This is a genomic window from Porphyrobacter sp. MBR-49 (genome assembly GCF_053628655.1).
Genome location: NZ_JBRJGU010000006.1, coordinates 78,934 through 102,031, shown reverse-complemented (window position 1 = coordinate 102,031; position 23,098 = coordinate 78,934). Strand labels below are relative to the sequence as shown.

The following is a 23,098-nucleotide window of genomic DNA, read 5'->3' as shown; positions in this document are numbered from 1 at the left end:
GGCTCCATAGTAGCGGATAGTGGTTAAAGGGGGTTACAATGGATTTTATGGTCTGGGTGGTTTTAGCGGTCGTAGCCCTTTTGGCTTTGCTGGTGATCGGGATCTACAACAATCTCGTCGGCCTGCGGCAGAGTGTGCGGCAAGGCATCGGCGATATCGATGCGCAGCTGCGTCAACGCCATGATCTGATCCCCAATCTGGTTGAGGCGGTCAAAGGCTATGCCGGACATGAGGCGTCAACGCTCGAAGCAGTGATCGCCGCGCGCAATGCGGCGGCAAATAGCGAGCCTTCTTCAGGCAGCGAGCAAAAGCTGCGGGTCGCGCTCGATAATCTGCTGGCTTTGGGAGAGGCCTATCCCGATCTTAAGGCGAGCGCGAATTTCCAGTCGCTCCAGACCGAACTCGGCGATGTCGAGGATAAGCTCGCGGCTGCCCGCCGGGCGCTGAATGCTGCCGTGGCGCGGTTCAACAGCGCGCGCGAATCGTTCCCGGCTGTGTTGTTTGCCGGCGCGCTTGGTTTCGCCGAGGCGGATTTCCACCGGCTCGATGACAGCGAACAGGGTAGCGTCGATCAGGTGCCGCGCGTAACCTTCTGAACGCGCGGGAAACTGCAAAATCCGCAGGTTTAAGTCACATTCCGGTCGTGTTTGTAGGGTTGCCTCAGAAAAGCAACATTCCGCCCCGGTGCGGCCCATTTTTCGATTGCAATTCGGCCCGCAAGCCCTATTTGCGCCGTTCCCGCTGCCCCAAGGGGACTTCCTAACCGCAAGGCAGCTTGTCGTTTTATGGTTTTCACAAACCGTTTCGGGGGTCCCTTGAGTTGCACATCTATACCGACGCTCAGGCTGTAGTTCGCGCGCTTTCGCCGGACGAACCCGTAATTCTCAACCGCCCGCACGCCGCGCGGCGCGCCGCCCGTTTCTTCGTCGAGAAGTTTCCGGGCAAGGTGCTCTATGCGGTGAAGGCCAACCCCGCGCCTGATTTGATTTCTGTGCTGTGGGATGCAGGCGTGACCCATTACGATGTCGCTTCGATTGCCGAAGTGCGGCTGGTGCGCGCGATTTTGCCGCAGGCGGTGCTGTGCTTCATGCATCCGGTAAAGACCCCGGCGGCGATCAGCGAAGCCTATTTCCAGCACAGCGTGCGCACCTTCAGCCTCGATTCGCTTGAGGAACTGGAAAAGATCGTCGACGCCTGCCGCCATCCCGAAACCGGCGAAGCGCCGCGCGACCTGCGCCTGTGCGTGCGGCTGCGGGTGTCGTCCGAATATTCGGAGCTTTCGCTGGCCAGCAAGTTCGGCTGCGACCTGATCGAAGCGCCTGGGCTGCTCCAGCAGGCCCGCCAGCATTGCGACTGGCTGGGCGTGTGTTTCCATGTCGGCAGTCAGGCGATGACGCCGTTCGCCTTCGTGCAGGCGCTAGACCGCACCCGCGCCGCGATTGCGGAAGCATCGGTGGTGATCGACATGATCGACGTGGGCGGGGGCTTTCCCAGCGCCTATCCCGGCCTCGAACCGCCGCCGATGGAAGATTACTTCGCGATCATCGCCAAGCATTTCGAGGCGTTGCCGATCGCCTATAACGCCGAACTGTGGTGCGAACCCGGCCGGGCGCTGAGCGCGGAATACAGTTCGATGATCGTGCAAGTGAACAAGCGCCGCGGCGAAGAACTCTTCATCAACGACGGTGCCTACGGCGCGCTGTATGACGCCGCGCACGTCGCGTGGCGCTTCCCGGTGCGCGCGCTTGAGGATGATCTGATCGAAGCCGACGCGGATTTCGCCTTCTACGGCCCGACCTGCGACGATGCCGATTACATGAAAGGCCCCTTCGCGCTGCCGGCCGACATTCAGGCGGGCGATTACATCGAAGTCGGCATGATAGGCGCGTATGGTGCCGCGATGAAAACCGGCTTCAACGGCTATGGCGCGGCGCAGGTGGTGACCGTGGCCGACGAGCCGATGATGAGCCTGTTCAACGGCACCCGCGTGCGCGAAGCCAGCGATAACGTGGTGAGCTTGCGGTAAGGGATGCCGTTCCGCGCTGCGGGATGGTTTCGACCCCGTTTCGGTCATTGAGCGTGACGCGCCAGGGTCGCTTGTGGAGCGACTTGACCTCATTGCCTACTTGGCAGATGGATAAAAGGCCATGCTGTCGCAGAAAACCCGATATGCCATTCGCGCGATGCAGCATCTTGCCGACCACTACGGCGAGGGCCCGATTCAGCTCGCCGTCATCGCCGAAAAGCAGAACATCCCGGCCAAATTCCTGACCGTGATCCTGTCCGAACTTACCCGCTACGGTCTCGTTGCTTCGCGCCGTGGACGTGATGGGGGCTATTGGCTGGCGATTGCTCCGGTGGACATCACCTATGGCGATTTGATCCGCCATATGCGCGGTTCGCTCGCGCTGGTGCCCTGCGCCAGTCGCTATGCCCATGAAAAGTGCAAGAATTGCCTAGACGAAGGCGAATGCCGGACGCGCGCCTTGCTGCTGGATGTGCGCGACCGGACTGCCCAGATCCTTGACGCCATTCGGTTGTCTGATCCGATTATGCCGGTGGCGCCCTTTTCCCAGGACGGCACCTGAGCCAAGCTTTCAATCGCTCCGGCCTACAAACCCAACCTTTCACCGCCGGACAGAAAATCTTTTGCCTTACCCTATTGTCAATTAATTCACTTGGGTTTAATTCCTGCGCTGCAAACGCAATTCGCGCAAGGAAAGGCCCGATAATGGACCATGACAAGAAACACGGTGATCGCGAGGGGGTTTTGCCCGAGGCGCTGGCCGTGGTCAGCGAAGCGCTGTCGCGCCTGCGCTATGGCGCAATCCAGCTTACCGTCCATGACGGCCGGGTGATGCAGATCGACGTGACCGAAAGAAAGCGTCTGAACGACTGACGGCTCCAGCCGCAGCCGATCATCACCAATACCATGAACTTAACACAAACAGGGACCCGCAGACCGGACCACCGGATGCATGCCCGCTTGCAAAGGCGAAACCATGTATCCGATTTCTCTCCGCTGCACTTTGCTGCTTGGCGCGGCGTTGGCCGCGATCACTCCCGCTGCGGCCTTCGCGCAGGACGAGGCGGCGTCCGATGATGCCGGCTCAGAAGCACAGGCCTCATCAGGCAACGACATCATCGTTACCGCGCGGCGCCGTTCCGAAACCGCGCAGGAAATCCCGCTCGCCATATCGGTCATCGGCGGCCCGCAGATCGAATCGACCGGGGCGTTCAATATCGACCGCGTCCAGCAGCTCGCCCCGACGCTTCAGCTGTTTTCGTCGAACCCGCGCAACACCGCGGTCAATATCCGCGGGCTTGGCGTGCCATTCGGGCTTACCAGCGACGGGTTCGAACAGGGCGTCGGCATCTACATCGACGATGTCTATTACGCCCGCGTTGCCTCAGCCACGTTCGACTTTGTCGATATTGACCAAGTGGAGGTGCTGCGCGGCCCGCAAGGCACGCTTTATGGCAAAAACACCACAGCGGGCGCGATCAACATCAGGACTAAACAACCGACCTTCGATCTGGAAGGCAGCGCCGAGGTGAGCGTCGGCAATTTCAGCTTCAAGCAGGCGCGCGCCGCCATTTCCGGCCCGCTGTCGGATACACTGGCCGCGCGCGTTGCGGTGTCCACGACCGACCGGACCGGCACCCTGTTCAATGTGACCACGGGGCAAGACCTCCAGAGCCTCGACAATATCGGCCTGCGCGCCCAGTTGCTGTGGCAGCCCAATGATAATCTGCGGGTGACGCTGGCGGGTGATTATAACAAGCAGGATGCCAATTGCTGCGGATCGGTGTTCGTGCGCACCGTATCCACCCAGCGCCCGCTCAACCGGCAGTTTGCTGCGCTTGCCGCCGCGCAAAATTATGCACCGCCTAGCACAAACCCATTTGATCGGCTGAGCGATCTCGATGCCAACCTCAACGCGGGCAACACGATCGGCGGGCTTGCTTTGCGCATCAACTGGGACATTGGGCCGGGCACCTTCACATCAATCACCGCATGGCGGACGTGGGACTGGAAGCCCGAGAACGACCGTGACTTTACCGGCCTGCCGATCGTGACTCTGTCGCAGAACCCGTCGCAGCAGGATCAATACACGCAGGAATTCCGCTACGCCTATGATGGCGATAAGATCGACTTTGTGGTCGGGGCTTTCGCCTTTGATCAGCGGATCGACACACAGGGACTGGAAGGGCACGGGCCAGCGTCAAGCCGCTGGACGATCAACCCGAGCAACCCGCTGTCGAACGATCCCACCGTGCTTGACGGGCTCACTGCGCGCAACACGCAGTTTCTCGAAAGCACCAGCCTTGCGCTGTTCGGGCAGTTGAGCTCGCGGGTGACAGACGCGTTGACGATTCAGCCCGGCGTGCGGCTAAATTATGATGAGAAAGAGGGCTTTTTCCAGCGGCGCGTGTTTACCGGGGATGGCACCGAACTGCTCGGAACCGAAACCGATGCCCGCAGCCGAGCGCAGTTGGCGGTGTTTACCCCGCAAGTCAGCGGGCCCAAGGATACCGACTGGAACCTCACCTATGATCTGACGCTGAACTATGAACTTGCGCCCGATGTGCGGGCCTACGGCACCTATGCGCGCAGCTTCAAGACCATCGGGATCAACCAAAATGGCCTGCCCACCGATGCCAATGGCGTGCCGATCGAAGAAGCGGGTTCGATCCTGCCGGAAAAAGTCGATCACTTCGAATTGGGGCTGAAAACGCAATTCTGGGGTCGCCGCGCGACGCTCAATCTCGCGGCATTCCGCACCGACATTAGCGACTTTCAGGCGACCGTGACCAATGGCCAGTTCGGCGTGTTGCGCGGGTTTCTGGCAAATGCGGATAAGGTCCGCTCGCAAGGGCTTGAGGCAGATTTCACCATCAGGCCCAGCGAACGGTTCAACGCTTACATCAGCGGTGCCTACACCGATGCGAAATATGTCCGCTTCGTCGACGCGCCATGCCCGGTCGAATTGCGCGGCGGCACCACTGCCGCGCCGGGCCAGACCCCATCCGCCCCCGGCACGCCCGGCGGGATCAGTCCTGCCAACTGCGACATTTCCGGCCAGCGCCTGCCGGGCGTGTCCAAGGTGGCTTTCTCGTTCGGCGCCGAGGGCAATGTCCCGGTGCGCCTGCTTGACCGCGATGGTGAGGTCTACCTTGGCTATGATGGCAGCACCCGGTCAGACTTTTTCTCCAATGCCTCACCGTCCGAGGCGACGCGGATCGAAGGGTATCACCTATCCAATTTCCGCTTTGGCTTCCGAACCGATTCCGGGCTCAACATCTTTGGTTGGGTCAGGAATGCCTTCGACAAGAACTTCTTCCAGCAATTGTTTGTCGGGCCGGGCCAGACCGGTCTGATCGCAGGGCTGCCGGGCGATCCGCGCACCTGGGGCGGAACAATCAGCACCCGTTTCTGATCTTTCCGTCCGTTTCACAGAGAGGACATACCTCATGCCTGATTTCACCGAGCTGCTCATCACCATCGCGCCGTTCATCGCGATCGGCATGGCCGCACAGATGATCGATGGGGCGCTGGGCATGGCGTTCGGTGTGATCACCCAAACCCTGTTGGTGAGCGCGCTCGGCGTGCCGCCCGCCACGGCTTCGGCGAGCGTGCATCTGGTCGAACTGTTCACCACGGGGGCTTCGGGGGCGAGCCATATCTGGCATCGCAATGTCGATTGGGGATTGTTCTGGCGGCTGGTGCCGTTTGGCGTGCTGGGCGGGGTCGCCGGGGCTTATCTGCTGTCGAGCATTGATGCCGCGGCTGCCCGCCCTTTCGTGATGCTCTATCTTACCGGCATCGGGTTCTACTTGCTGTGGCGGGCCATACGCCTGTCGAAGCCCCGGTTCGAAGACCCGCGTTATACCCGTCCGCTGGCGGCGGCAGGCGGATTTCTCGACGCAGCAGGCGGCGGAGGGTGGGGGCCGGTGGTCACCTCCAACCTGCTGATTCAAGGCGGTGATCCGCGCAAGGTGATCGGCACGGTCAATTCGGCCGAATTCCTGCTCACGCTGGCGATCTCGATCGCATTTATCGCGTCACTCGGCTTTGCTGCCTTCACGCTGATAACAGTCGGGCTGATCATCGGCGGGGTGATCGCCGCGCCGTTCGGAGCGATCCTTGCCAGCCGCGTGCAGCCGCGCGCCTTGCTGATTGCGGTCGCTGTGGTGCTGATCGTGACCAGTGGCTACAGCATCTACAGGGCATGGCTGCTCGGCTAGAACCGCTCCGGAAACTGTTTTAGACGCCGCAGCATATGCGCGGTGCTGCGCTGCTGCAATTTGTGCAAAACCAGTGCTTCGCTGACGGTAAAATGCGGTTCCGCCGAATGCGGTGTGGGCCAGATAATGAACCATGGCATAGCTGCCCGGTGCGACATCATCGATATGCGGGATACACTGCGCGCCCGAAGCGATCGGCGATCTTTACACGGGGCCGTTCGAACTGACGCCCGGGAGCACTCCCTTGCTTGCTGGCATTGATAAAGGATGGACGTGTCGCACGCCTGTCACCATCGTTGCGGGGTTCATGGCTGGAATATCTGCAGGGGTATCGGAAACCTTGCTTGCAACCGGGCAAGCGTACTGGAATCGACCATGAGCACGGGCGTGCGGATGGGCGATGCGGGCGGGGTGCGGTATGGCTTGCAAGGCGAGGCTGTTGCCGTGCCTCTTCCCAATGACAAGGTGCTGTTTGCGCTGCTGCGTTCGGATACTGACGGGGATGCTGCAGGGTATCACGTGCGTCTGATGCAGAACGCGGCGTGCAGAGAAGGGCAGCCATCGGTCAGGCCTGACCCATCGCTGTGCGGCGGTGCGGATCGGAATCTGTTTTTATCCATCCTTGCAATGGACTCATATAATCGCGCCTACGGGCAAGGCGTGATCTTGAACGCAGGCGATTCTGATGCAGGTCAAGCTGAAGCTGGGCGCAAGCTCGGAAAAGCGACGATACTCAACGTCGATTTGCCATCGGGAGCGATGCCAGCAGGCTTCTACGCCATAGCCTACGACATGACCGGCGTGGAAGGTTTCGCGGCGGGCGAGAAGGTGATCTCCTGCCGCGGCACAGACAATCCCCCCAATCCGCGCTAAGCCCAAAACCCGCTACTATCCGTCATCCCAGCGCAAGCTGGGATCTCAGGCGGCAAACACGGCGCTTGAAAGCCCAAGGCCCCAGCTTGCGCGGGGGTGACGATGTGCGCGGATTGGCAGCTTCCCGCCCATTACCCATCTTGATCGCTTGCGAGTTGACCACGCCCCAAACCCCCGGCTCAGCGCGAGTGCGGACGCGGTGAGCGCCAAGGCCCAAAACAGGCGCGACAAAATGGGGCGCTTGCGTTATCGCGCTGGTGCAGTCTCTGATCCGGTTGCGAGTCAGCGGGCTTTTGGGAAACGTCTGTTCCGGGGGGAATTGGCATGGATTGGCATCCTTTCAAACCATCCACGATTGGTCGGGTCAGCGCGGCCCTTGGCGTTTGTGCATTGGGCGCATTTGCAGCCGCAAGTGCACAGGCGCTTCCGCTGACGAGTTTCAAAGATCAGGGCATCGACCATATTTATGGAAGCTACGCCCCGCGCGGTGACTGCGCAAAAGAACCGCGCGTGACCATTGATGAAAAGGGCATGACGTTCCGCGCCAATGGCCGCGAGGTAAAGCCCCCGAGGGTGGAATATGCGCTTACCTTTATGGGTCAGCGCTATGACGGCATCATGTCGGTTTTCTTCCCCTTTCCGGTAAGCAATAATGATTTTGGCCGCGTGCTGATGTTCGTCAACGATGACGAGAAGCCGGGGGTCATCCGCTTTGAGCCCGACCTTGCGCCGGGTCAGCGCCCCGATCCGTTCCATGCGTCATTCACCGGCGGCGGGTTGTTCACTCTTTGTCAAGGCAGCGCTCCTGCGGGCACTCCAGCGCCGCCGCAGCCGGAAGTGGCGGTTGCCGTGCAAGGCATCCCTGCGGAATGGAACAACCTCGCCAGCCTTGTCGGCAAATATCCGGGCAGCTACGCCAAGGATAATATCGACCTGTTTGAAAAGGGTGCCGTGGCCGCCGTTTTGAAATCGCGGATGGGCCCGAAAATGGCTGCACTGCGGAAAAATCTGTCAGTCGTTTCGCCATTGCAGCGCGCCGGGAACTATTTTTACCTGTCAGGCAACGCGCCGCATCAAGGCGGCGAAGAACAGGCCTATGTCATGATCGACCCGGCCCGCCGGGAAGTGCAGGTAGGCCTTTGGGAACGGGGCAAGCTGACTGTCTATCCCCCTGCCACGGGCAGGCGAATGCCGGTCGCGCCAGAGATCAAAACGATGTTGGACAACAGCCCGCCGGAAACGGCAGTGGCGCTGCCCGGAACGCCTTGGGAAGTGGTTCCGGTGCAGGGGCGCGCGCCGATTGCTTATGTGAGCGCGGCGGGATCGCCAAACATCGAATCTCTCAGCCTGTATTGCGAAGGCGGCAAGCCGTTCATGGCGATGTTGCTCAACAAACCCGCACGCGACAACGCGTTGACGATGACGTGGAACTTTTCCGGCAGGCTGGTAAATATTCCCCTGCGGCGCGCCAATGCGGGTGGCACACAATGGATCGGCAGTTTGACAGGCACGCAGCTTATCCCGCTGGTGATGCAGCAAAGCGGGACAGTGATGCTGCGCATCAATGGTCGCCTTGAAGGGGAGGCCTCGCTCGCCAATTCGGCCGCAGTGCTGCGCACCACCCTGCGCGGATGCGCAAGGCTATCTTTCAATGCAATGAAGGATAATTGGTCGGGGAGAGAGGATTCGAACCTCCGGCCCCTGCCTCCCGAAGACAGTGCTCTACCAGGCTGAGCTACTCCCCGACCGTGTCGGCCCTGCGCGGAAAATTGCCCCACGCAGGTCGAGGCAAGGCGCGCCCTATAGGTGTGGATGAGCGGGGTGGCAAGCGGGCAATTTCGCGCTAGGCACAGGTCATGATTGACCATCCCGAACAGCAATATCTCGATCTGATGCGCACCATCTGGGAAACTGGCAGCGAGCGGATCGATCGCACCGGTATCGGCACGCGGTCGGTGTGCGGGGCGGTGCTGCGGTTCGATCTGGCGGGCGGTGCGATGCCGCTGCTGACGACCAAGCGGGTCTATTGGAAAACCGCGACTCGGGAATTGCTTTGGTTTCTGACCGGCAGCACCAATATCCGCCCGCTGGTGCTGCAAGGAGTGAAAATCTGGAACGAATGGCCGCACGCGCGCTACGTTAAAGATACGGGCGATGCGATCAGTCTTGATGATTTTGTCGCGCGCGTCGCCGCTGACGAAGCCTTCGCGCTGCGCTGGGGCGAACTTGGCCCGGTGTATGGCAAGCAGTGGGTCGATTGGCCGACCTATCGTTATCGGCCTGACGGGCTGTATGAACAGGGTGAGGGCATCAATCAGGTCGCGGCCGTGATCGAAAGCCTGCGCACCAACCCCGGCAGCCGCCGCCATATTATCGAAGGCTGGAACGTGGCCGAGCTTGACCGCATGGCGCTGCCCCCGTGCCACAAGACCTATCAGTTTCATGTTGCGGGGGATGGCGCCCAAGAAGGGAGCGCTGCACGGCTCAATTGCCTGCTTTACCAGCGCAGCTGCGATGTCGCGCTGGGCCTGCCGTTTAACCTGTGGTCGGCGGCGTTGCTGACGCGGATGATCGCGCAGCAGGTGAGGATGCTTCCCGGTGAGCTGGTGTGGATGGGCGGGGATGTGCACTTGTATCTCAACCACGCGCATCTGATCGAGGAGCAGCTCACTCGCCAGCCGCAGGGCCGCCCGACGCTGGAAATTACCCGCACCCCCGAAACAATATTCGATTACCGGATCGATGATTTCGTGGTGCATGATTACGCGCCGCTGCCCCCGATCAGCGCCCCTGTTGCGGTATGAGGCGGGATGATGCACCGCGCTTGACCGCTCCCCGGCGTTGAAATAAAAATACACTTCCTAGCAATGATTGCACCGGCTTTGGGCACGGTGCCAGGCAAGGGGGAGAGCGCCCGATGGCTGAACCTGCAAACCCGGCTGACACCAACCGCCCGGCGCTCGCGCTGCACGTTCCCGAACCGAAATATCGCCCCGGCGACAAGGCCGATTTCTCGCATATCGACGTGGGTAGCCCCGGCGCGCAGCCGCGCCCGGATGAAAGCTGCCACCCGTCGCAGATGGCCGATCTGGCCTATGGTCTGGTGCGAGTGCTGGGCGATGATCATCAGGCGCACGGGCCGTGGAACCCCCGGCTCGATCCCGAAACCCTGCGCACGATGCTCGGCCACATGGCGATGGTGCGCGCCTTTGATGAACGGATGTTTCGCGGGCAGCGGCAGGGCAAAACCAGCTTTTACATGAAGTGCACCGGTGAAGAGGCGACCTCGATTGCGTCATCAATGGCGCTGGCGAGCGATGACATGGTGTTCCCCAGCTATCGCCAGCAGGGCATCTTGATCGCGCGCGGATATCCGATGCTGGATATGATCAACCAGATCTATTCCAATCGGGCCGACAAGCTGAAAGGCCGCCAGCTGCCGATCATGTATTCAAGCCGCGAGCACAGCTTTTTCAGCATTTCGGGCAACCTCGCCACGCAGACCCCGCAGGCGGTCGGCTGGGCGATGGCGAGCGCGATCAAGGGCGACAGCCGGATTGCTGCGACCTGGGTGGGTGAGGGCAGCACCGCAGAGGGCGATTTCCACGCCGCCTGCACCTTTGCCGCCGTTTATAACGCGCCGGTGATCCTCAACGTGATCAACAACCAGTGGGCAATTTCCAGCTTCAGCGGGTTTGCGGGCGGCGAACGCACCACCTTTGCCGCGCGCGGGCTGGGCTATGGCATTGCCGCGCTAAGGGTAGACGGCAATGATGCGCTTGCCTGTTATGCCGCTGCGCAATGGGCCGCCAACCGCGCGCGCGGCAATCATGGGCCGACACTGATCGAATATTTCACCTACCGCGCCGAAGGGCACTCTACCTCGGACGATCCCAGCGGTTATCGCAGCGCGCAGGAACGGGAGGAATGGCCGCTCGGCGATCCGGTGATGCGGTTGAAAAAGCACCTGATTGCGATTGGTGAATGGGATTTGGACCGGCAGGCGGCGATGGACATTGAATGCGCTGAGCTGGTCAAAGCCACCACCAAGGAAGCCGAAAAGAACGGCATCCTCGGCCACGGCCTGCACCACCCGTTCCACACCATGTTCGAAGATGTGTTCGAGGAATTGCCCTGGCACCTTGAAGAACAGGCAGATCAGGCAATCCGCGAACGCATCACCAAATTCGGCAGCGAAAGGCCGTTCGGATGAGCGAGAGCCCTGACACCATGACCGAAGCGACTGTAGAACGCCGGATCAACATGATCGAGGCGATCAACGAAGCGCTCGATATCATGCTCACCCGCGATCCCGATGTGATCATCATGGGCGAAGATGTCGGCTATTTCGGCGGGGTATTCCGCGCCACGGCAGGCTTGCAGGCCAAACACGGCAAAACCCGCGTGTTCGATACCCCGATCAGCGAATGCGGGATTATCGGCGCGGCGGTGGGGATGGGGGCGTATGGCCTGCGCCCGGTGCCGGAAATCCAGTTTGCCGATTACATCTATCCCGGCCTCGATCAGCTGATTTCCGAGGCCGCGCGGCTGCGTTATCGTTCGGCGGGTGATTACATCGCGCCGCTGACGGTGCGTTCGCCGTTCGGCGGCGGGATTTTTGGCGGGCAGACCCACAGCCAAAGCCCCGAGGCGTTGTTTACCCATGTCTCGGGCCTGAAAACCGTGATCCCTTCGACCCCGTACGATGCCAAGGGACTGCTGATTGCGGCCATCGAAGACAATGATCCGGTGATCTTCTTTGAGCCAAAGCGGATCTATAACGGGCCGTTTTCCGGCTATTACGACAAGCCGGTCGAACCGTGGAAGAAACACCCCGATAGCGTGGTGCCCGAAGGCTATTACCGCATCCCGTTGGGCAAGGCGCGGCACGTGCGCGAAGGTGAGGCGTTGACCGTGCTCGCCTATGGCACGATGGTTCACGTCACCGAGGCAGTGTGCAAGGCCAAGGGCATTGATGCCGATATCCTTGACCTGCGCACGCTGGTGCCGCTTGATATTCAGGCGATTGAGGCTTCGGTTGAAAAAACCGGCCGCTGTCTGATCGTGCACGAGGCGACCCGCACGAGCGGCTTCGGCGCGGAATTGTCGGCGCTGGTGACGGAACGCTGTTTCTACCATCTCGAAGCCCCGGTCGAACGTGTGACCGGGTTTGACACGCCCTATCCCCACAGCCTCGAATGGGCCTATTTCCCCGGCCCAGTCCGCATTGGCGAGGCCATCGACAAGCTTTTGAGCGAGTAAGCGCACCATGGCGAAGTTCACATTCAATATGCCCGACGTGGGCGAAGGCGTTGCCGAGGCGGAAGTCGTCGAATGGCACGTAAAGATCGGCGATCGGGTCGAGGAGGATCAGCACCTTGTCGACGTGATGACCGACAAGGCAACGATCGACATTGAAAGCCCGGTGGCAGGCATTGTGACCGAGGTTGCAGGCGAGGCTGGCGATGTGATCGCCATCGGAGCGATGCTGCTGGTGATCGAGGTTGAGGGCGAGGTTTCGGAGGAGGCTGAGGCTGAGGCTGAGGCCGCAGCCGAGCAGATCGAAGACGAAATGTCCGATGCGCCTGAAAAGCCCCTTCTCCAAGGGGAAGGGGTTGGGGATGGGGGCTCAACGCCTGAAATGGTGCGTCGTCCCCCCGCACCCTCGAACCCCCACCCCCCAACCCCCTCCCCAAGGGGAGGGGGAGAGGCCAAAGTCCTCGCCTCCCCCGCTGTGCGCCAGCGCGCGCGCGACCTTGGCGTTGATCTGGCGCAGGTAAAGCCTGCCGAGGATGGCCGTGTGCGCCACGGCGATCTGGATGCCTTTCTCGCTTACAACGCCGGCAGTGGCTTCGCCCCGGCGGGCCAGGCGCGCAGTGATGAGGCGATCAAGGTCATCGGCCTGCGCAAACGCATCGCGCAGAACATGGCGGCCGCCAAGCGCAACATTCCGCATTTCACCTATGTCGAGGAATGCGACGTCACCGATCTGGAAACCTTGCGCGCGCAACTGAATGCCGCGCGCGGGGATCGGCCCAAGCTGACCATGCTGCCGCTGCTGATTGCCGCGATCTGCAAGATGGTGCCGGACTTCCCGATGATCAACGCGCGCTATGATGACGAAGCGGGCGTGGTGACGCGTTATGGCAGCGTGCATCTGGGCATGGCGGCGCAGACCGATAATGGACTGATGGTGCCCGTGATTCGCGACGCGCAAAGCCGCAATCTGTGGCAATTGGCGCGGGAAATTGGCCGCCTGGCCGAAGCCGCGCGCACCGGCAAGGCAACGTCCGAAGAACTGTCGGGCTCAACGCTCACGATAACCTCGCTCGGCCCATTGGGCGGGGTGGCGACCACGCCGGTGATCAACCGGCCCGAAGTGGCGATCATCGGCCCCAATCGCATCGTCGAACGCCCGATGTTCGTGCCTGATGGCATGGGCGGGGAACGAATCGCCAAGCGCAAGCTGATGAACATCTCGATTTCCTGCGATCACCGGGTGGTCGACGGGCACGATGCCGCCAGCTTTATTCAGGGGATCAAGCGGCTGATCGAAACTCCGGCACTGCTGCTGGTGGATTGATGAAAAATTCGCGGCAAGGCTGGTGACGAGAGCGTTGACAGCTTTCGAAGCCAGCCCTAATGGCGCTGCTCCAACGAACGGGATGGCATCGCCTGAACGCTCAACGGAATGAAATACGCGGGTGTAGCTCAGTTGGTTAGAGCGCCGGCCTGTCACGCCGGAGGTCGCGGGTTCAAGTCCCGTCACTCGCGCCACTTTCCTCGCAGAGGGTCAAGTGGCTTCACATCAAGACATCGAACAGAACATTGAATAGGGGCGGGCGTCAGTCCGCCTTTTCTTTTGTCTGCGCCCCCTGCGGCGCGCTCCACCGCCCGGTTTCCATCCAGATCAGGAACCGCCTGAGCGGCAACAGCCAGATCAGGCCGAGCACCACATAGACCACCGTTTGCGCAAGGCCGTTCCACTGACCGATCAGGCCGGGGGCATAGCGCGCGATGATCACGGCGTAGATGATCAGCGCGATAAACAGGCCAATGATGCCAAACGGAATTCGCCAGGTCGGGGTTTCACGCATCAGAAGCTTCCGTAAATCCGGGTGGGAGTTATCACCGCATTCAACCGCCGGTCGTGCGGCTCGTTCGGCAGGGTGTCGCAAGCTTGCGCGTCCCATGCCAGCCCGATCGCTTGCGCGCCGGGATGTTCTGCCAGCCAGCGATCATAATGCCCGCCGCCTTGGCCCAAACGATCAAGCGCGGCGGTAAAGCCGATCAACGGCACGAACAGCACGTCGGGGGTGAGCGGCTCTGCCTCCGCACCGGGTTGCATCATGCCGAACGGGCCGGGGGCAAGGTCGCTATCGTCGTAGGGGTCGCTGTGACGGCGAAAGGTCATCGCGGCGTCGTGCGCGGTGAAGTGCGGCAGGGCGATAGTGTGGCCCGCATCGTGGAAGAACCGGGCATAGCCATGCGCCGGGGCCTCGTCCGGCCCGGCATGATACAGACCGATCACCGCATCAGGCGCGATTTGCGCAACAACCGGAGCAGGTGGCCGGTGGAACAACAACGCGCGGATCGCATCCGGCTGCGCAGCAACGTGCGCACGGCGCGTGGCGCGCAATTGGCGGCGGAGGTCGGATTTGGTTGGATCAATCATGCGCCGCAGCGGTAGCCCTCGGGCCAAAGGCCCGCAAGGGCGACTGCCCGCCCGCAGCGAAGCTGGCGCAGCCAGCATGAGCGAGGATCGAAAACAAAAAACGCACTCAAGCAGCGAAGCGGTAGGGCAACAAAAACGGGCCAACGGCCCGCAAGGGCGACCGCCCGCCCGAAGGGGTGGCCCCAAAGGGGCCGGGCCCCCGCAGGAAAGCCAAGCGCGCGGATGCGCGCGCCGGCGCTTGAGGCTGAACAAAAACGTGGCGGAACCACCATGGGTCGTTTGCGCTAGAAATCCTCTGACGCGTCTTACGTCAGGTGGGCGCCGTATGCCCAAACCTCCCGGACGAACCAGTAGGCAAGGGCAGGGACAGTTCCCATTGGATTGCTTATAGCCTCAGGGATATTCAATCGGCTCGTGCCGGGCAGTCCCGCCATGTTAGTATCTAGGCGCTTGCAGCCGCCGCTTCAAGCGCGCTTGCCGTGGCTTCAGCGCAGGTCGCCAGCGCTTCGAGCTGCTGGGCAAGCGCATCGGACGCGTCTGCGCCTCCGGACAGGTCGGCATCTGGCGCATCTGCAGCTTCGCGCGCGGCGGCAAGATCATCTTCAAGCTGGGCAATCGCCGCGCGCAGGGCCTCTATCGCTTGCTGGTCAGGCGCAGGTGCGGGCGCTGGTGAGGGGGCATTGCCTTTCCGAACCTCGGCCAGTTCATCGGCAAGGAACAGCGCGGCAAACAGCAGATTTTGCGCCTCCAGAGGCGCGCGCGCAGCCCCCAATTGTGCATATTTTTCCGCAATAATCGCGCCCAGCGCTGAAATATGCGCTTCCTCACCCTCAGCACAGGTGATGGTGTAGCTTTTGGGGCCGATGGTGAGCGTGACGGTGCTCATCGCGCGCTATTCCTCCAGCTTGCCCAGAAGATCGTCAAGTTCGCGAAGGCTTTCCGCGACGTGTTCACGCAGTTTTTCATGGCTGTTGACCAGTTCGACCACCCGGGCTGAGCCAGCACCAGCCGCCACGCCTGACTTCGCCCCCGCTTCGCGCGCGGCGTCGATCCGCTGCATTGCAGCCTCGATACGCGTTATGGCGGTCGCGATACGATCGGCGGTCATATAAATGACATTACCAAGATAGCGAAGGCCACGCAAAGGTTTGGGCGAGGCTGTTGATAAGTGGGCGCGATTGGCGCGCGCGGGCCGCGATCACGGTATAGCGACGCAAGGTTGACCTACCCCGGCGGCTCGGCAATGGCACGGCGGCCACCTTCCGGCATCGAATCGCGCTGCACTGCAAGATTTGTCCCCGGGCGGGCAACGGGCCGTGCCGCATCAGTTTGCGGTGCCGCAGCAGGAGAATTTTGCGCTCATGAGCATCGACGTCGCCCGCCTTCAACCCATGGCCAATGCCATCCGCGCCCTGTCGATGGATGCCGTAGAGGCCGCTAATTCGGGCCACCCGGGAATGCCGATGGGCATGGCCGATGTCGCTACCGTGCTGTGGACGGGGCACCTGAAGTTTGATCCCGCCGCGCCGCATTGGGCTGACCGGGATCGTTTCGTGCTGTCGGCGGGCCATGGGTCAATGCTGATTTACAGCCTGCTGCATCTGTCAGGCTATGCCGCGCCGACCATTGATGACATTCGCAATTTCCGGACGCTGGGCAGTCCGTGTGCGGGCCATCCGGAAAACTTTCTGCTCGATGGGGTGGAATGCACCACCGGCCCGCTGGGGCAGGGCGTGGCGATGGCAGTGGGCATGGCGATGGCCGAGAGGCACCTGAACGCCGTTTATGGCGACGCTCTCGTCGACCACCGCACATGGGTGATCGCGGGCGATGGCTGCCTGATGGAAGGCATCAACCACGAAGCGATAGGGCTGGCGGGGCACCTTGGGCTGGGGCGGCTGAACGTGCTGTGGGACGATAACCGCATCACCATCGACGGCGCGACTGACCTTTCCACGTCCGAGGACATCAAGGCGCGCTATGCTGCGACCGGATGGCACGTGACGGAGTGCGACGGGCATGACTTTACCGATATCGACCGCGCTTTGGCTGAGGCCAAGGCCGATCCGCGCCCATCGCTGGTCGCGTGCCGCACAGTGATCGGCAAGGGCGCGCCGAACAAGCAGGGCACCAGCGCCACCCACGGTGCGGCGCTCGGCGCGGCAGAGGTTGCCGCTGCGCGCGCCGAATTGGGTTGGACGGCTGAACCTTTCGTGATCCCCGGCAACATCGCCGCCGATTGGCACCGGGCAGCCGAACCGGGCCGCGCGGCGCATGGGGCATGGGCGGGGCGGCTAGCGGCGTCCCCGCAGCGGGCGGATTTTGAACGCCGCATGGCGGGCGACCTGCCCGAAGGTTTCAACCTTGATGACCACATCGCGGGCCTGATCGCCGCCCCGCAGAAAATCGCCACCCGCAAGGCGTCCGAAATCGCGTTGGCGGCGATCAATCCGGCGCTGGCCGATACCATCGGCGGCAGCGCCGATCTGACCGGATCGAACAACACGCTGGCCGGCGGAATCGTTACCTTTAACCGTGACAATTACGCGGGCCGTTATGTCAATTACGGCATCCGCGAATTTGGCATGGCCGCGGCGATGAACGGGATGGCGCTGCATGGCGGCGTGATCCCCTATGGCGGCACCTTTCTGGTGTTCACCGATTATGCACGCGGTGCGATCCGGCTTTCGGCCTTGCAGCATTGCCGCGTGATATACGTGATGACGCATGACAGCATCGGGCTGGGTGAAGACGGGCCGACGCACCAGCCGATTGAACACCTCGCGTCGCTGCGGGCGATGCCGAACCTGTTGGTGATGCGCCCGGCCGATGCGGTGGAAACTGCCGAATGCTGGGGAATCGCGCTGGCGCAGAAAGACCGCCCGACCGTGCTGGCGCTGACCCGTCAGAACCTGCCGCAATTGCGGCTTGAGCCGGGTGAAAACCTGTCGGCGCGCGGCGGATACCGGATCCAATCGGCGGCTGCCCCGCGCAAGGTCGTCATCATCGCTACCGGATCGGAAGTTTCACTGGCGGCCCAATGCGCCGCGCAGCTTGAAGCGGCGGGCGTGGGCACTGATGTGGTGTCGATGGTCTGCACCGAATTGTTCGACCAACAAAGCGCAGCCTACCGCGCCGATATCCTGCCCGATGATGCGCTGATCGTCTCGATTGAAGCCGCAAGCACTTTTGGCTGGCAGCGTTACACCGGGCGCGATGGGCTGAATATCGGGATCGACAGCTTTGGCGCTTCGGCCCCGGCGGGCGACCTGTTCGCCCATTTCGGCCTCATCGCTGACACAATTGTTCCGCAAATCCAGAATAAACTGAACAACTAAGCAGGAGTTTTTATCATGGCTACAAAAGTTGCCATCAACGGCTTTGGTCGCATCGGACGTCTGGTTGCGCGCGCGATCCTCGAACGCGATGACCATGATCTCGATCTCGTGTCGATCAATGATCTGGCCGATGCCAAGTCCAATGCGCTGCTGTTCGCTTATGATACAGTGCATGGGCGCTTCGCTGGCGAAGTGACCGCCGATGGCGATGCGATCATCGTCAATGGCAAACGTATCGCCGTCACCGCAGAGCGTGATCCGGGCAAACTGCCGCACGCCGCGATGGGCGTGGACATCGTGCTCGAATGCACCGGGTTCTTCCAATCCGACGAAGCCAGCCGCCCGCATATTACTGCCGGTGCCAAGCGCGTGGTGATTTCCGCGCCCGCGGCCGGCGTGTCCAAGACCATTGTTTACGGGGTCAATCACGACACGCTGACGGGCGATGACGTGATCATCTCCAATGCCAGCTGCACCACCAACTGCCTCGCCCCGGTCGCGAAGGTGCTGAATGATGTGATCGGGATCGAACGCGGGTTCATGACCACGATCCATTCCTACACCAACGATCAGAAGATGCTCGATCAGATCCACAAGGACTTGCGCCGGGCGCGTGCCGGGGCGCAGAACATGATCCCGACCACCACCGGCGCGGCGCGTGCGGTTGGTTTGGTGCTACCCGAACTGAAGGGCAAGCTTGATGGATCGTCAGTGCGCGTGCCGACCCCCAATGTCAGCATGGTCGACCTGGTGTTCGTGCCCAGCCGCGAAACCAGTGTTGATGAAATCAACGCTGCGTTGAAGGCGGCGGCCGATGGCCCGATGAAGGGCGTGCTGGATTTCACCGATCAGCCGCTCGTGTCCTCGGATTTCAACCACTACCCCGCCAGTTCGACGGTCGACAGCCTCGAAACCAGCGTGATGGATGGCAAACTGGCCCGCGTGGTCAGCTGGTATGACAATGAATGGGGCTTTTCCAACCGGATGGTCGATACCGCCGGAGTGATGGCGAAGTTTTTGTAAGCGAGCTTCGTCACCCCGGCGCAGGCCGGGGCCCAGAGCGAATGAGCGTGGCCGGAGCCTCTGGGTTCCGGCCTACGCCGGAATGACGGGTGAATAAGATGGCCAAGTTCAAGACTCTCGATGATCTGCCCGCTGACCTGACCGGCGAGGTCGCGCTGGTGCGCGTTGATCTCAACCTGCCGATGAAGGATGGATCGGCCACTGATCTGACGCGGGCCGTGGCGGTAAAGCCGACCATCCTCGAACTCGCGGGCAAGGGCGCGAAGGTGCTGTTGCTTGCGCATTTCGGGCGTCCGGGCGGGCAGCGTTCCTCGGTGCTGTCGACCAGCATGGTGGTGGGCGATGTCGAGGATGTGCTGGGCAAGGAGGTGATGTTCATCCCCGAAATCACCGGGCCAGTTGTGGAACAATCGATCGGTATTCTGCGCGGCGGCGATATCGGCTTGCTCGAAAATACCCGCTTCTGGCCGGGCGAGGAGGCCAATGATCCGGCGCTGGCGCAGGCGATTGCCGCGCACGGCACGCTCTATGTCAACGACGCCTTCAGCGCCGCACACCGCGCCCATGCCACCACCGAAGGGCTGGCGCATCACCTGCCTGCCTATGCCGGGCGGTCAATGGAGGCCGAATTGAAGGCATTGGATGCCGCGCTTGGCAATCCCGAAACGCCGGTCGCGGCAGTGGTCGGCGGGGCGAAGGTTTCGACCAAGCTCGCCGTGCTCGAACACCTTGTGGGCAAGGTTCAGCACCTGATCATCGGCGGGGGCATGGCCAACACCTTCCTCGCCGCGCGCGGGGTCAATGTCGGCAAAAGCCTGTGCGAACATGATCTGGCCGCCACCGTCACCCGGATCATGGACGAGGCCGATCATGCCGGATGCACCGTTCACCTGCCCTATGATGTTGTCGTAGCAAAGGAATTCGCCGCCAATCCGGCATCCTTGCGCACTTGCAACGTCCATGAAGTCGCCGATGACGAGATGATCCTCGACCTTGGCCCGCAGGCGACAGAAGCGCTTGCCGATGTGCTCAAGACCTGCCGCACGCTGGTGTGGAACGGGCCGCTGGGCGCGTTTGAAACCGAACCGTTTGATACGGCCACCGTGGCGCTGGCGCGGACTGCGGCGGCGCTGACGCTGGAAGGATCACTGATCAGCGTGGCGGGCGGCGGGGATACTGTTGCGGCGCTGGCACAAGCGGGCGCGGGCGATAATTTCACCTATGTTTCAACCGCTGGCGGGGCATTCCTCGAATGGATGGAAGGCCGCGTCCTGCCCGGCGTGGCCGCGCTGGAGGCCTGACATGGCCGATGTTAGTGCCGAGATCGAGGCGCTGGCGCTGGGCGCGATGCGCGCCTGGGTGGCGGGCGATGCCAAGGCGATGAAGAAACTGACCGCGCGCGATTTCATGTTCATGGTCGGCACGCTGCCACCGCAATTGCTCGACCGGCCGAGCTTTATCGCCGCGATGGAGCGCGGCTTTGCCTGCACCAAATTCGCCTTTCGCGAAGTGTTCGTTCGCCAGCATGGCAAGAGCGCATGGTTCATCGCCGGAGCGGAGCTTGAATTGCGCCTTGGCGGGAAGGTGTGGACAGGGCCTTTCCTTTTGTCCGCCCTGTGGCGGCGCGGCAGTATCTCGCGCAACTGGAACCTTAACGACATGAGCCTCGCGCGGCTGGAAGAGGGCGACCGCATCGCCGATGCAGTGCGCGGCCTGCAATTGTGGAAACAGGCATGAGCGAGGCAGTTGAAACCAGCTACGGCACGCTGACAACGGTGGAAACGGGCGAATTTTCCGGGTGGCGATATTGGCAGGGCGATCCGTTCGAAACCCGTTCCGGCCCGTTCTTCATGAAGCGCGAGCCGGATGGTTCCTATGTCAGCGCCTTCCGTGCCGAAGCGCGGCACATGAACGGCGGCGGGTTCATGCACGGCGGCTGCCTGCTGACCTTTGCCGATTTCGCGCTGTTTGCCATCGCCACCGATGAACTGGCCGGCGATCATGCCGTTACGCTCAACCTTGCGGGCGATTTCCTCGGTTCGGTCAACCCCGGCGCGCTGGTTGAGGCGCGCGGTGAGGTGACCCGCGGCGGGGGCAAGACCATCTTTGTGCGCGGAATGGTGACAGGCGATGGTCAGCCTGCGCTCAGCTTTACCGGCATTATCAGGCGCTTGTCGCGACGTTGATCGCTGCGAGGTAGCTCCGCGCGCAATCCACCTGTGTGCAGATGCAGCATTGATATTGCAGCGCGTCGATCTCGTCGCTAAGGGCACTTACGAGAGTTATGCATAGGTATGCAGAAACCTCGAAAACAAGTCCCGCCCACCCAGTTGCGTCATCGGAGAACGCCGCAATGAACTTGCAAACCATGACTGATCGTATTGCCTCAGCGCAGGGCTTTATCGCCGCGCTCGATCAGTCGGGTGGTTCCACCCCCAAGGCGCTGCATGGCTACGGTGTCGCGGATGGCGATTGGTCGAGCGAAGATGAAATGTTCGCGCAAATCCACGCGATGCGCGCGCGTGTCATCACATCGCCCTGTTTCGGCAGCGGCAAGGTGATCGGCGCGATTCTGTTTGAAAAAACGATGGACGGTGTGGTTGACGGGGTATCGACCGGCGATGCGCTGAAGGCGCGCGGGATCGTACCGTTTATCAAGGTGGATCAAGGCCTTTCGGATGAGGCTGATGGCGTGCAGTTGATGAAGCCGCTGACCAAACTGCCAGAACTGCTCGAAAAATCCCTCGCAGCCGGGATGTTCGGCACCAAGATGCGGTCGGTCATCAAATCCGCCAATCCGGCCGGGATCGCCGCCATCGTGGCGCAGCAATTCGACGTCGCAAGGCAGATCATTGCCGCTGGGCTGATGCCGATTTTAGAGCCCGAATATGACATAACCGCCGCCGATCGCCCCGCCGGGGAAGCGATGCTGCTGGCCGAAATCTCCAGGCAGCTTGAAGCACTGCCCGATGGCCAGCAGGTGATGCTCAAGCTGTCGATCCCGGCGACCGCAGGCCTTTACACGCCGTTGACGCAGCATCCCAAGGTGCTGCGCGTGGTCGCGCTGTCGGGCGGATTTTCGACCGATGATGCCTGTTCGCAGCTAGCCCGGAACCCCGGCATGATCGCCAGCTTCAGCCGCGGGCTGTTGCAGGATCTGCGAAAAGGTCAGTCGGACAAGGAATTCGACGCGGTGCTGGGCAAGGCCATCGACCAGATCGCCAGCGCCAGCGTCGCCGGTTGAACAGGTGACAGATGCCGCGCGAGCGATTAGCGCGCATGGCATGACCGAAACTCAGCTTTATCTCATTTCGCCGCTTGATGTGACCGGCGACTTTCCCGAACGGCTCGAACGCGCGCTGGCGGCGGGCAAGGGGCCGAAAAGCCAGCTTGTCACCGCGTTCCAGTTCCGGGTGAAGGGCCTCGACAACCACGAAGCCGCCGCGCTCGCCGCGCCCTTGCAGGCGATCTGCGCCGCGCATGATGTCGCCTTTATCGTCAACGATTCGGTGGCGCTGGCCAAGCGGTTGAAGGCGGATGGTGTGCATCTGGGGCAGGACGATGGATCACCCCGCGAAGCGCGCGAAGAACTGGGGCGTGAGGCGCAGATCGGCGTGACCTGCCATGCCAGCCGCCACAAGGCGATGGATGCGGGCGAGGCGGGGGCCGATTATGTCGCATTCGGCGCGTTCTATCCCTCCACCACCAAGGATAAAGGGCCGGACGCTGAACGGCCTGACCTCGAACTGCTGCAATGGTGGAGCCAGATCTTCGAAATTCCCTGCGTCGCGATTGGCGGGATCACCCCCGACAATTGCGCCCCGCTGATAGAGGCTGGCGCAGATTTTCTCGCCGTGTCGGGCGCGGTATGGGGCGGGGACGAAGTCGCTGCTGTGCAAGCCTTCGCCAAGGCGATCGCCGAATCGCGTTGAAACGGCGC

24 protein-coding genes, 2 tRNA genes, 1 other RNA gene and 1 pseudogene are annotated in these 23,098 nt (G+C 61.9%); 19 read left to right on the top strand and 9 right to left on the bottom strand.

The window, feature by feature from the left end:
- Nucleotides 1–38 precede the first annotated feature (38 nt).
- The 6 genes from ACSSV3_RS09870 to ACSSV3_RS09845 all read left to right on the top strand — a co-directional run bounded on the left by ACSSV3_RS09870 (nt 39) and on the right by ACSSV3_RS09845 (nt 6,249).
- Nucleotides 39–596: a LemA family protein gene (locus ACSSV3_RS09870; protein WP_354324800.1), complete on the top strand. Its 558-nt coding sequence runs from the start codon at nt 39–41 to the stop codon at nt 594–596.
- A gap of 224 nt (nt 597–820) precedes the next feature.
- Nucleotides 821–2,026: a type III PLP-dependent enzyme domain-containing protein gene (locus ACSSV3_RS09865; protein ID WP_354324801.1), complete on the top strand. Its 1,206-nt coding sequence runs from the start codon at nt 821–823 to the stop codon at nt 2,024–2,026.
- A 121-nt stretch (nt 2,027–2,147) separates the two neighbouring features.
- Nucleotides 2,148–2,588: an RrF2 family transcriptional regulator gene (locus tag ACSSV3_RS09860; RefSeq protein WP_354324803.1), complete on the top strand. Its 441-nt coding sequence runs from the start codon at nt 2,148–2,150 to the stop codon at nt 2,586–2,588.
- Nucleotides 2,589–2,731: 143 nt separating this feature from the next.
- Entirely contained in the window at nt 2,732–2,899 is a 168-nt protein-coding gene (locus ACSSV3_RS09855; protein ID WP_354324805.1) for a YezD family protein, read from the top strand.
- Between the two features lie 103 nt (nt 2,900–3,002).
- Nucleotides 3,003–5,441, top strand: coding sequence for a TonB-dependent receptor (locus ACSSV3_RS09850; protein WP_354324807.1), 2,439 nt, complete (start codon nt 3,003–3,005; stop codon nt 5,439–5,441).
- A gap of 34 nt (nt 5,442–5,475) precedes the next feature.
- Nucleotides 5,476–6,249, top strand: coding sequence for a sulfite exporter TauE/SafE family protein (locus ACSSV3_RS09845; protein WP_354324809.1), 774 nt, complete (start codon nt 5,476–5,478; stop codon nt 6,247–6,249).
- Nucleotides 6,250–6,276: 27 nt separating this feature from the next.
- On the opposite strand, the pseudogene ACSSV3_RS09840 reads toward ACSSV3_RS09845, so the two are convergent.
- Nucleotides 6,277–6,423, bottom strand: a pseudogene (locus ACSSV3_RS09840) (DUF6445 family protein); the annotation flags it as partial.
- 219 nt (nt 6,424–6,642) lie between these two features.
- On the opposite strand from ACSSV3_RS09840, the gene ACSSV3_RS09835 reads away from it, so the two are divergent.
- Complete coding sequence (locus ACSSV3_RS09835; protein WP_454184797.1) at nt 6,643–7,122, top strand: hypothetical protein; 480 nt, start codon at nt 6,643–6,645, stop codon at nt 7,120–7,122.
- 282 nt (nt 7,123–7,404) lie between these two features.
- Here the strand turns inward: ACSSV3_RS09835 and ACSSV3_RS09830 are convergent, their stop codons facing one another.
- The 3 genes from ACSSV3_RS09830 to ACSSV3_RS09820 form a co-directional block, all read right to left on the bottom strand.
- Complete coding sequence (locus ACSSV3_RS09830) at nt 7,405–7,878, bottom strand: hypothetical protein (RefSeq protein WP_354324811.1); 474 nt, start codon at nt 7,876–7,878, stop codon at nt 7,405–7,407.
- 548 nt (nt 7,879–8,426) lie between these two features.
- Nucleotides 8,427–8,684: a hypothetical protein gene (locus ACSSV3_RS09825; RefSeq protein WP_354324813.1), complete on the bottom strand. Its 258-nt coding sequence runs from the start codon at nt 8,682–8,684 to the stop codon at nt 8,427–8,429.
- A 106-nt stretch (nt 8,685–8,790) separates the two neighbouring features.
- A tRNA-Pro gene (locus tag ACSSV3_RS09820) sits at nt 8,791–8,867 on the bottom strand.
- A gap of 111 nt (nt 8,868–8,978) precedes the next feature.
- Between ACSSV3_RS09820 and thyA the strand changes: the two genes are divergently transcribed.
- From thyA to ACSSV3_RS09795, 5 genes are all read left to right on the top strand, one after another.
- The gene (thyA, locus tag ACSSV3_RS09815) at nt 8,979–9,926 is read left to right on the top strand and encodes a thymidylate synthase (protein ID WP_354324814.1); all 948 of its coding nucleotides are present in this window, start codon (nt 8,979–8,981) and stop codon (nt 9,924–9,926) included.
- A 113-nt stretch (nt 9,927–10,039) separates the two neighbouring features.
- Entirely contained in the window at nt 10,040–11,335 is a 1,296-nt protein-coding gene (locus ACSSV3_RS09810; RefSeq protein WP_354324816.1) for a 3-methyl-2-oxobutanoate dehydrogenase (2-methylpropanoyl-transferring) subunit alpha, read from the top strand.
- Nucleotides 11,332–12,384: an alpha-ketoacid dehydrogenase subunit beta gene (locus tag ACSSV3_RS09805; RefSeq protein ID WP_354324817.1), complete on the top strand. Its 1,053-nt coding sequence runs from the start codon at nt 11,332–11,334 to the stop codon at nt 12,382–12,384. Before ACSSV3_RS09810 ends, ACSSV3_RS09805 begins: the two co-directional genes overlap by 4 nt.
- 7 nt (nt 12,385–12,391) lie before the next feature.
- Nucleotides 12,392–13,705: a dihydrolipoamide acetyltransferase family protein gene (locus ACSSV3_RS09800; protein WP_354324819.1), complete on the top strand. Its 1,314-nt coding sequence runs from the start codon at nt 12,392–12,394 to the stop codon at nt 13,703–13,705.
- Between the two features lie 117 nt (nt 13,706–13,822).
- Nucleotides 13,823–13,899: transfer RNA gene (locus ACSSV3_RS09795), tRNA-Asp, on the top strand.
- A gap of 68 nt (nt 13,900–13,967) precedes the next feature.
- Here the strand turns inward: ACSSV3_RS09795 and ACSSV3_RS09790 are convergent.
- The 5 genes from ACSSV3_RS09790 to ACSSV3_RS09770 form a co-directional block, all read right to left on the bottom strand.
- Nucleotides 13,968–14,219, bottom strand: coding sequence for a DUF2842 domain-containing protein (locus ACSSV3_RS09790; RefSeq protein ID WP_354324820.1), 252 nt, complete (start codon nt 14,217–14,219; stop codon nt 13,968–13,970).
- Nucleotides 14,219–14,797: a 5-formyltetrahydrofolate cyclo-ligase gene (locus ACSSV3_RS09785; RefSeq protein WP_354324822.1), complete on the bottom strand. Its 579-nt coding sequence runs from the start codon at nt 14,795–14,797 to the stop codon at nt 14,219–14,221. Before ACSSV3_RS09785 ends, ACSSV3_RS09790 begins: the two co-directional genes overlap by 1 nt.
- Nucleotides 14,798–15,055: 258 nt before the next feature.
- Nucleotides 15,056–15,228: non-coding RNA, 6S RNA (gene ssrS, locus ACSSV3_RS09780), on the bottom strand.
- A gap of 11 nt (nt 15,229–15,239) precedes the next feature.
- Nucleotides 15,240–15,683, bottom strand: coding sequence for a cell division protein ZapA (locus ACSSV3_RS09775; protein WP_354324824.1), 444 nt, complete (start codon nt 15,681–15,683; stop codon nt 15,240–15,242).
- Between the two features lie 6 nt (nt 15,684–15,689).
- Nucleotides 15,690–15,905 carry a hypothetical protein gene (locus ACSSV3_RS09770; RefSeq protein ID WP_354324826.1) on the bottom strand — a complete coding sequence of 72 codons (216 nt, stop codon included), beginning with the start codon at nt 15,903–15,905 and terminating at the stop codon, nt 15,690–15,692.
- Nucleotides 15,906–16,158: 253 nt separating this feature from the next.
- Between ACSSV3_RS09770 and tkt the strand changes: the two genes are divergently transcribed.
- The 7 genes from tkt (at nt 16,159) to thiE (ending at nt 23,090) form a co-directional block, all read left to right on the top strand.
- On the top strand, nt 16,159–18,135 hold the full coding sequence (tkt, locus tag ACSSV3_RS09765) for a transketolase (RefSeq protein ID WP_354324828.1): 1,977 nt from the start codon (nt 16,159–16,161) through the stop codon (nt 18,133–18,135).
- Nucleotides 18,136–18,150: 15 nt separating this feature from the next.
- Nucleotides 18,151–19,158 carry a type I glyceraldehyde-3-phosphate dehydrogenase gene (gap, locus tag ACSSV3_RS09760; protein WP_354324830.1) on the top strand — a complete coding sequence of 336 codons (1,008 nt, stop codon included), beginning with the start codon at nt 18,151–18,153 and terminating at the stop codon, nt 19,156–19,158.
- 98 nt (nt 19,159–19,256) lie between these two features.
- Complete coding sequence (locus ACSSV3_RS09755) at nt 19,257–20,459, top strand: phosphoglycerate kinase (RefSeq protein ID WP_354324832.1); 1,203 nt, start codon at nt 19,257–19,259, stop codon at nt 20,457–20,459.
- A gap of 1 nt (nt 20,460) precedes the next feature.
- On the top strand, nt 20,461–20,895 hold the full coding sequence (locus ACSSV3_RS09750) for a nuclear transport factor 2 family protein (RefSeq protein ID WP_354324834.1): 435 nt from the start codon (nt 20,461–20,463) through the stop codon (nt 20,893–20,895).
- Nucleotides 20,892–21,344, top strand: coding sequence for a PaaI family thioesterase (locus ACSSV3_RS09745; RefSeq protein WP_354324836.1), 453 nt, complete (start codon nt 20,892–20,894; stop codon nt 21,342–21,344). Before ACSSV3_RS09750 ends, ACSSV3_RS09745 begins: the two co-directional genes overlap by 4 nt.
- Before the next feature lie 167 nt (nt 21,345–21,511).
- Nucleotides 21,512–22,402, top strand: coding sequence for a fructose bisphosphate aldolase (locus tag ACSSV3_RS09740; protein ID WP_354324838.1), 891 nt, complete (start codon nt 21,512–21,514; stop codon nt 22,400–22,402).
- 40 nt (nt 22,403–22,442) lie between these two features.
- The gene (thiE, locus tag ACSSV3_RS09735; RefSeq protein WP_354324840.1) at nt 22,443–23,090 is read left to right on the top strand and encodes a thiamine phosphate synthase; all 648 of its coding nucleotides are present in this window, start codon (nt 22,443–22,445) and stop codon (nt 23,088–23,090) included.
- Nucleotides 23,091–23,098: the final 8 nt, after the last annotated feature.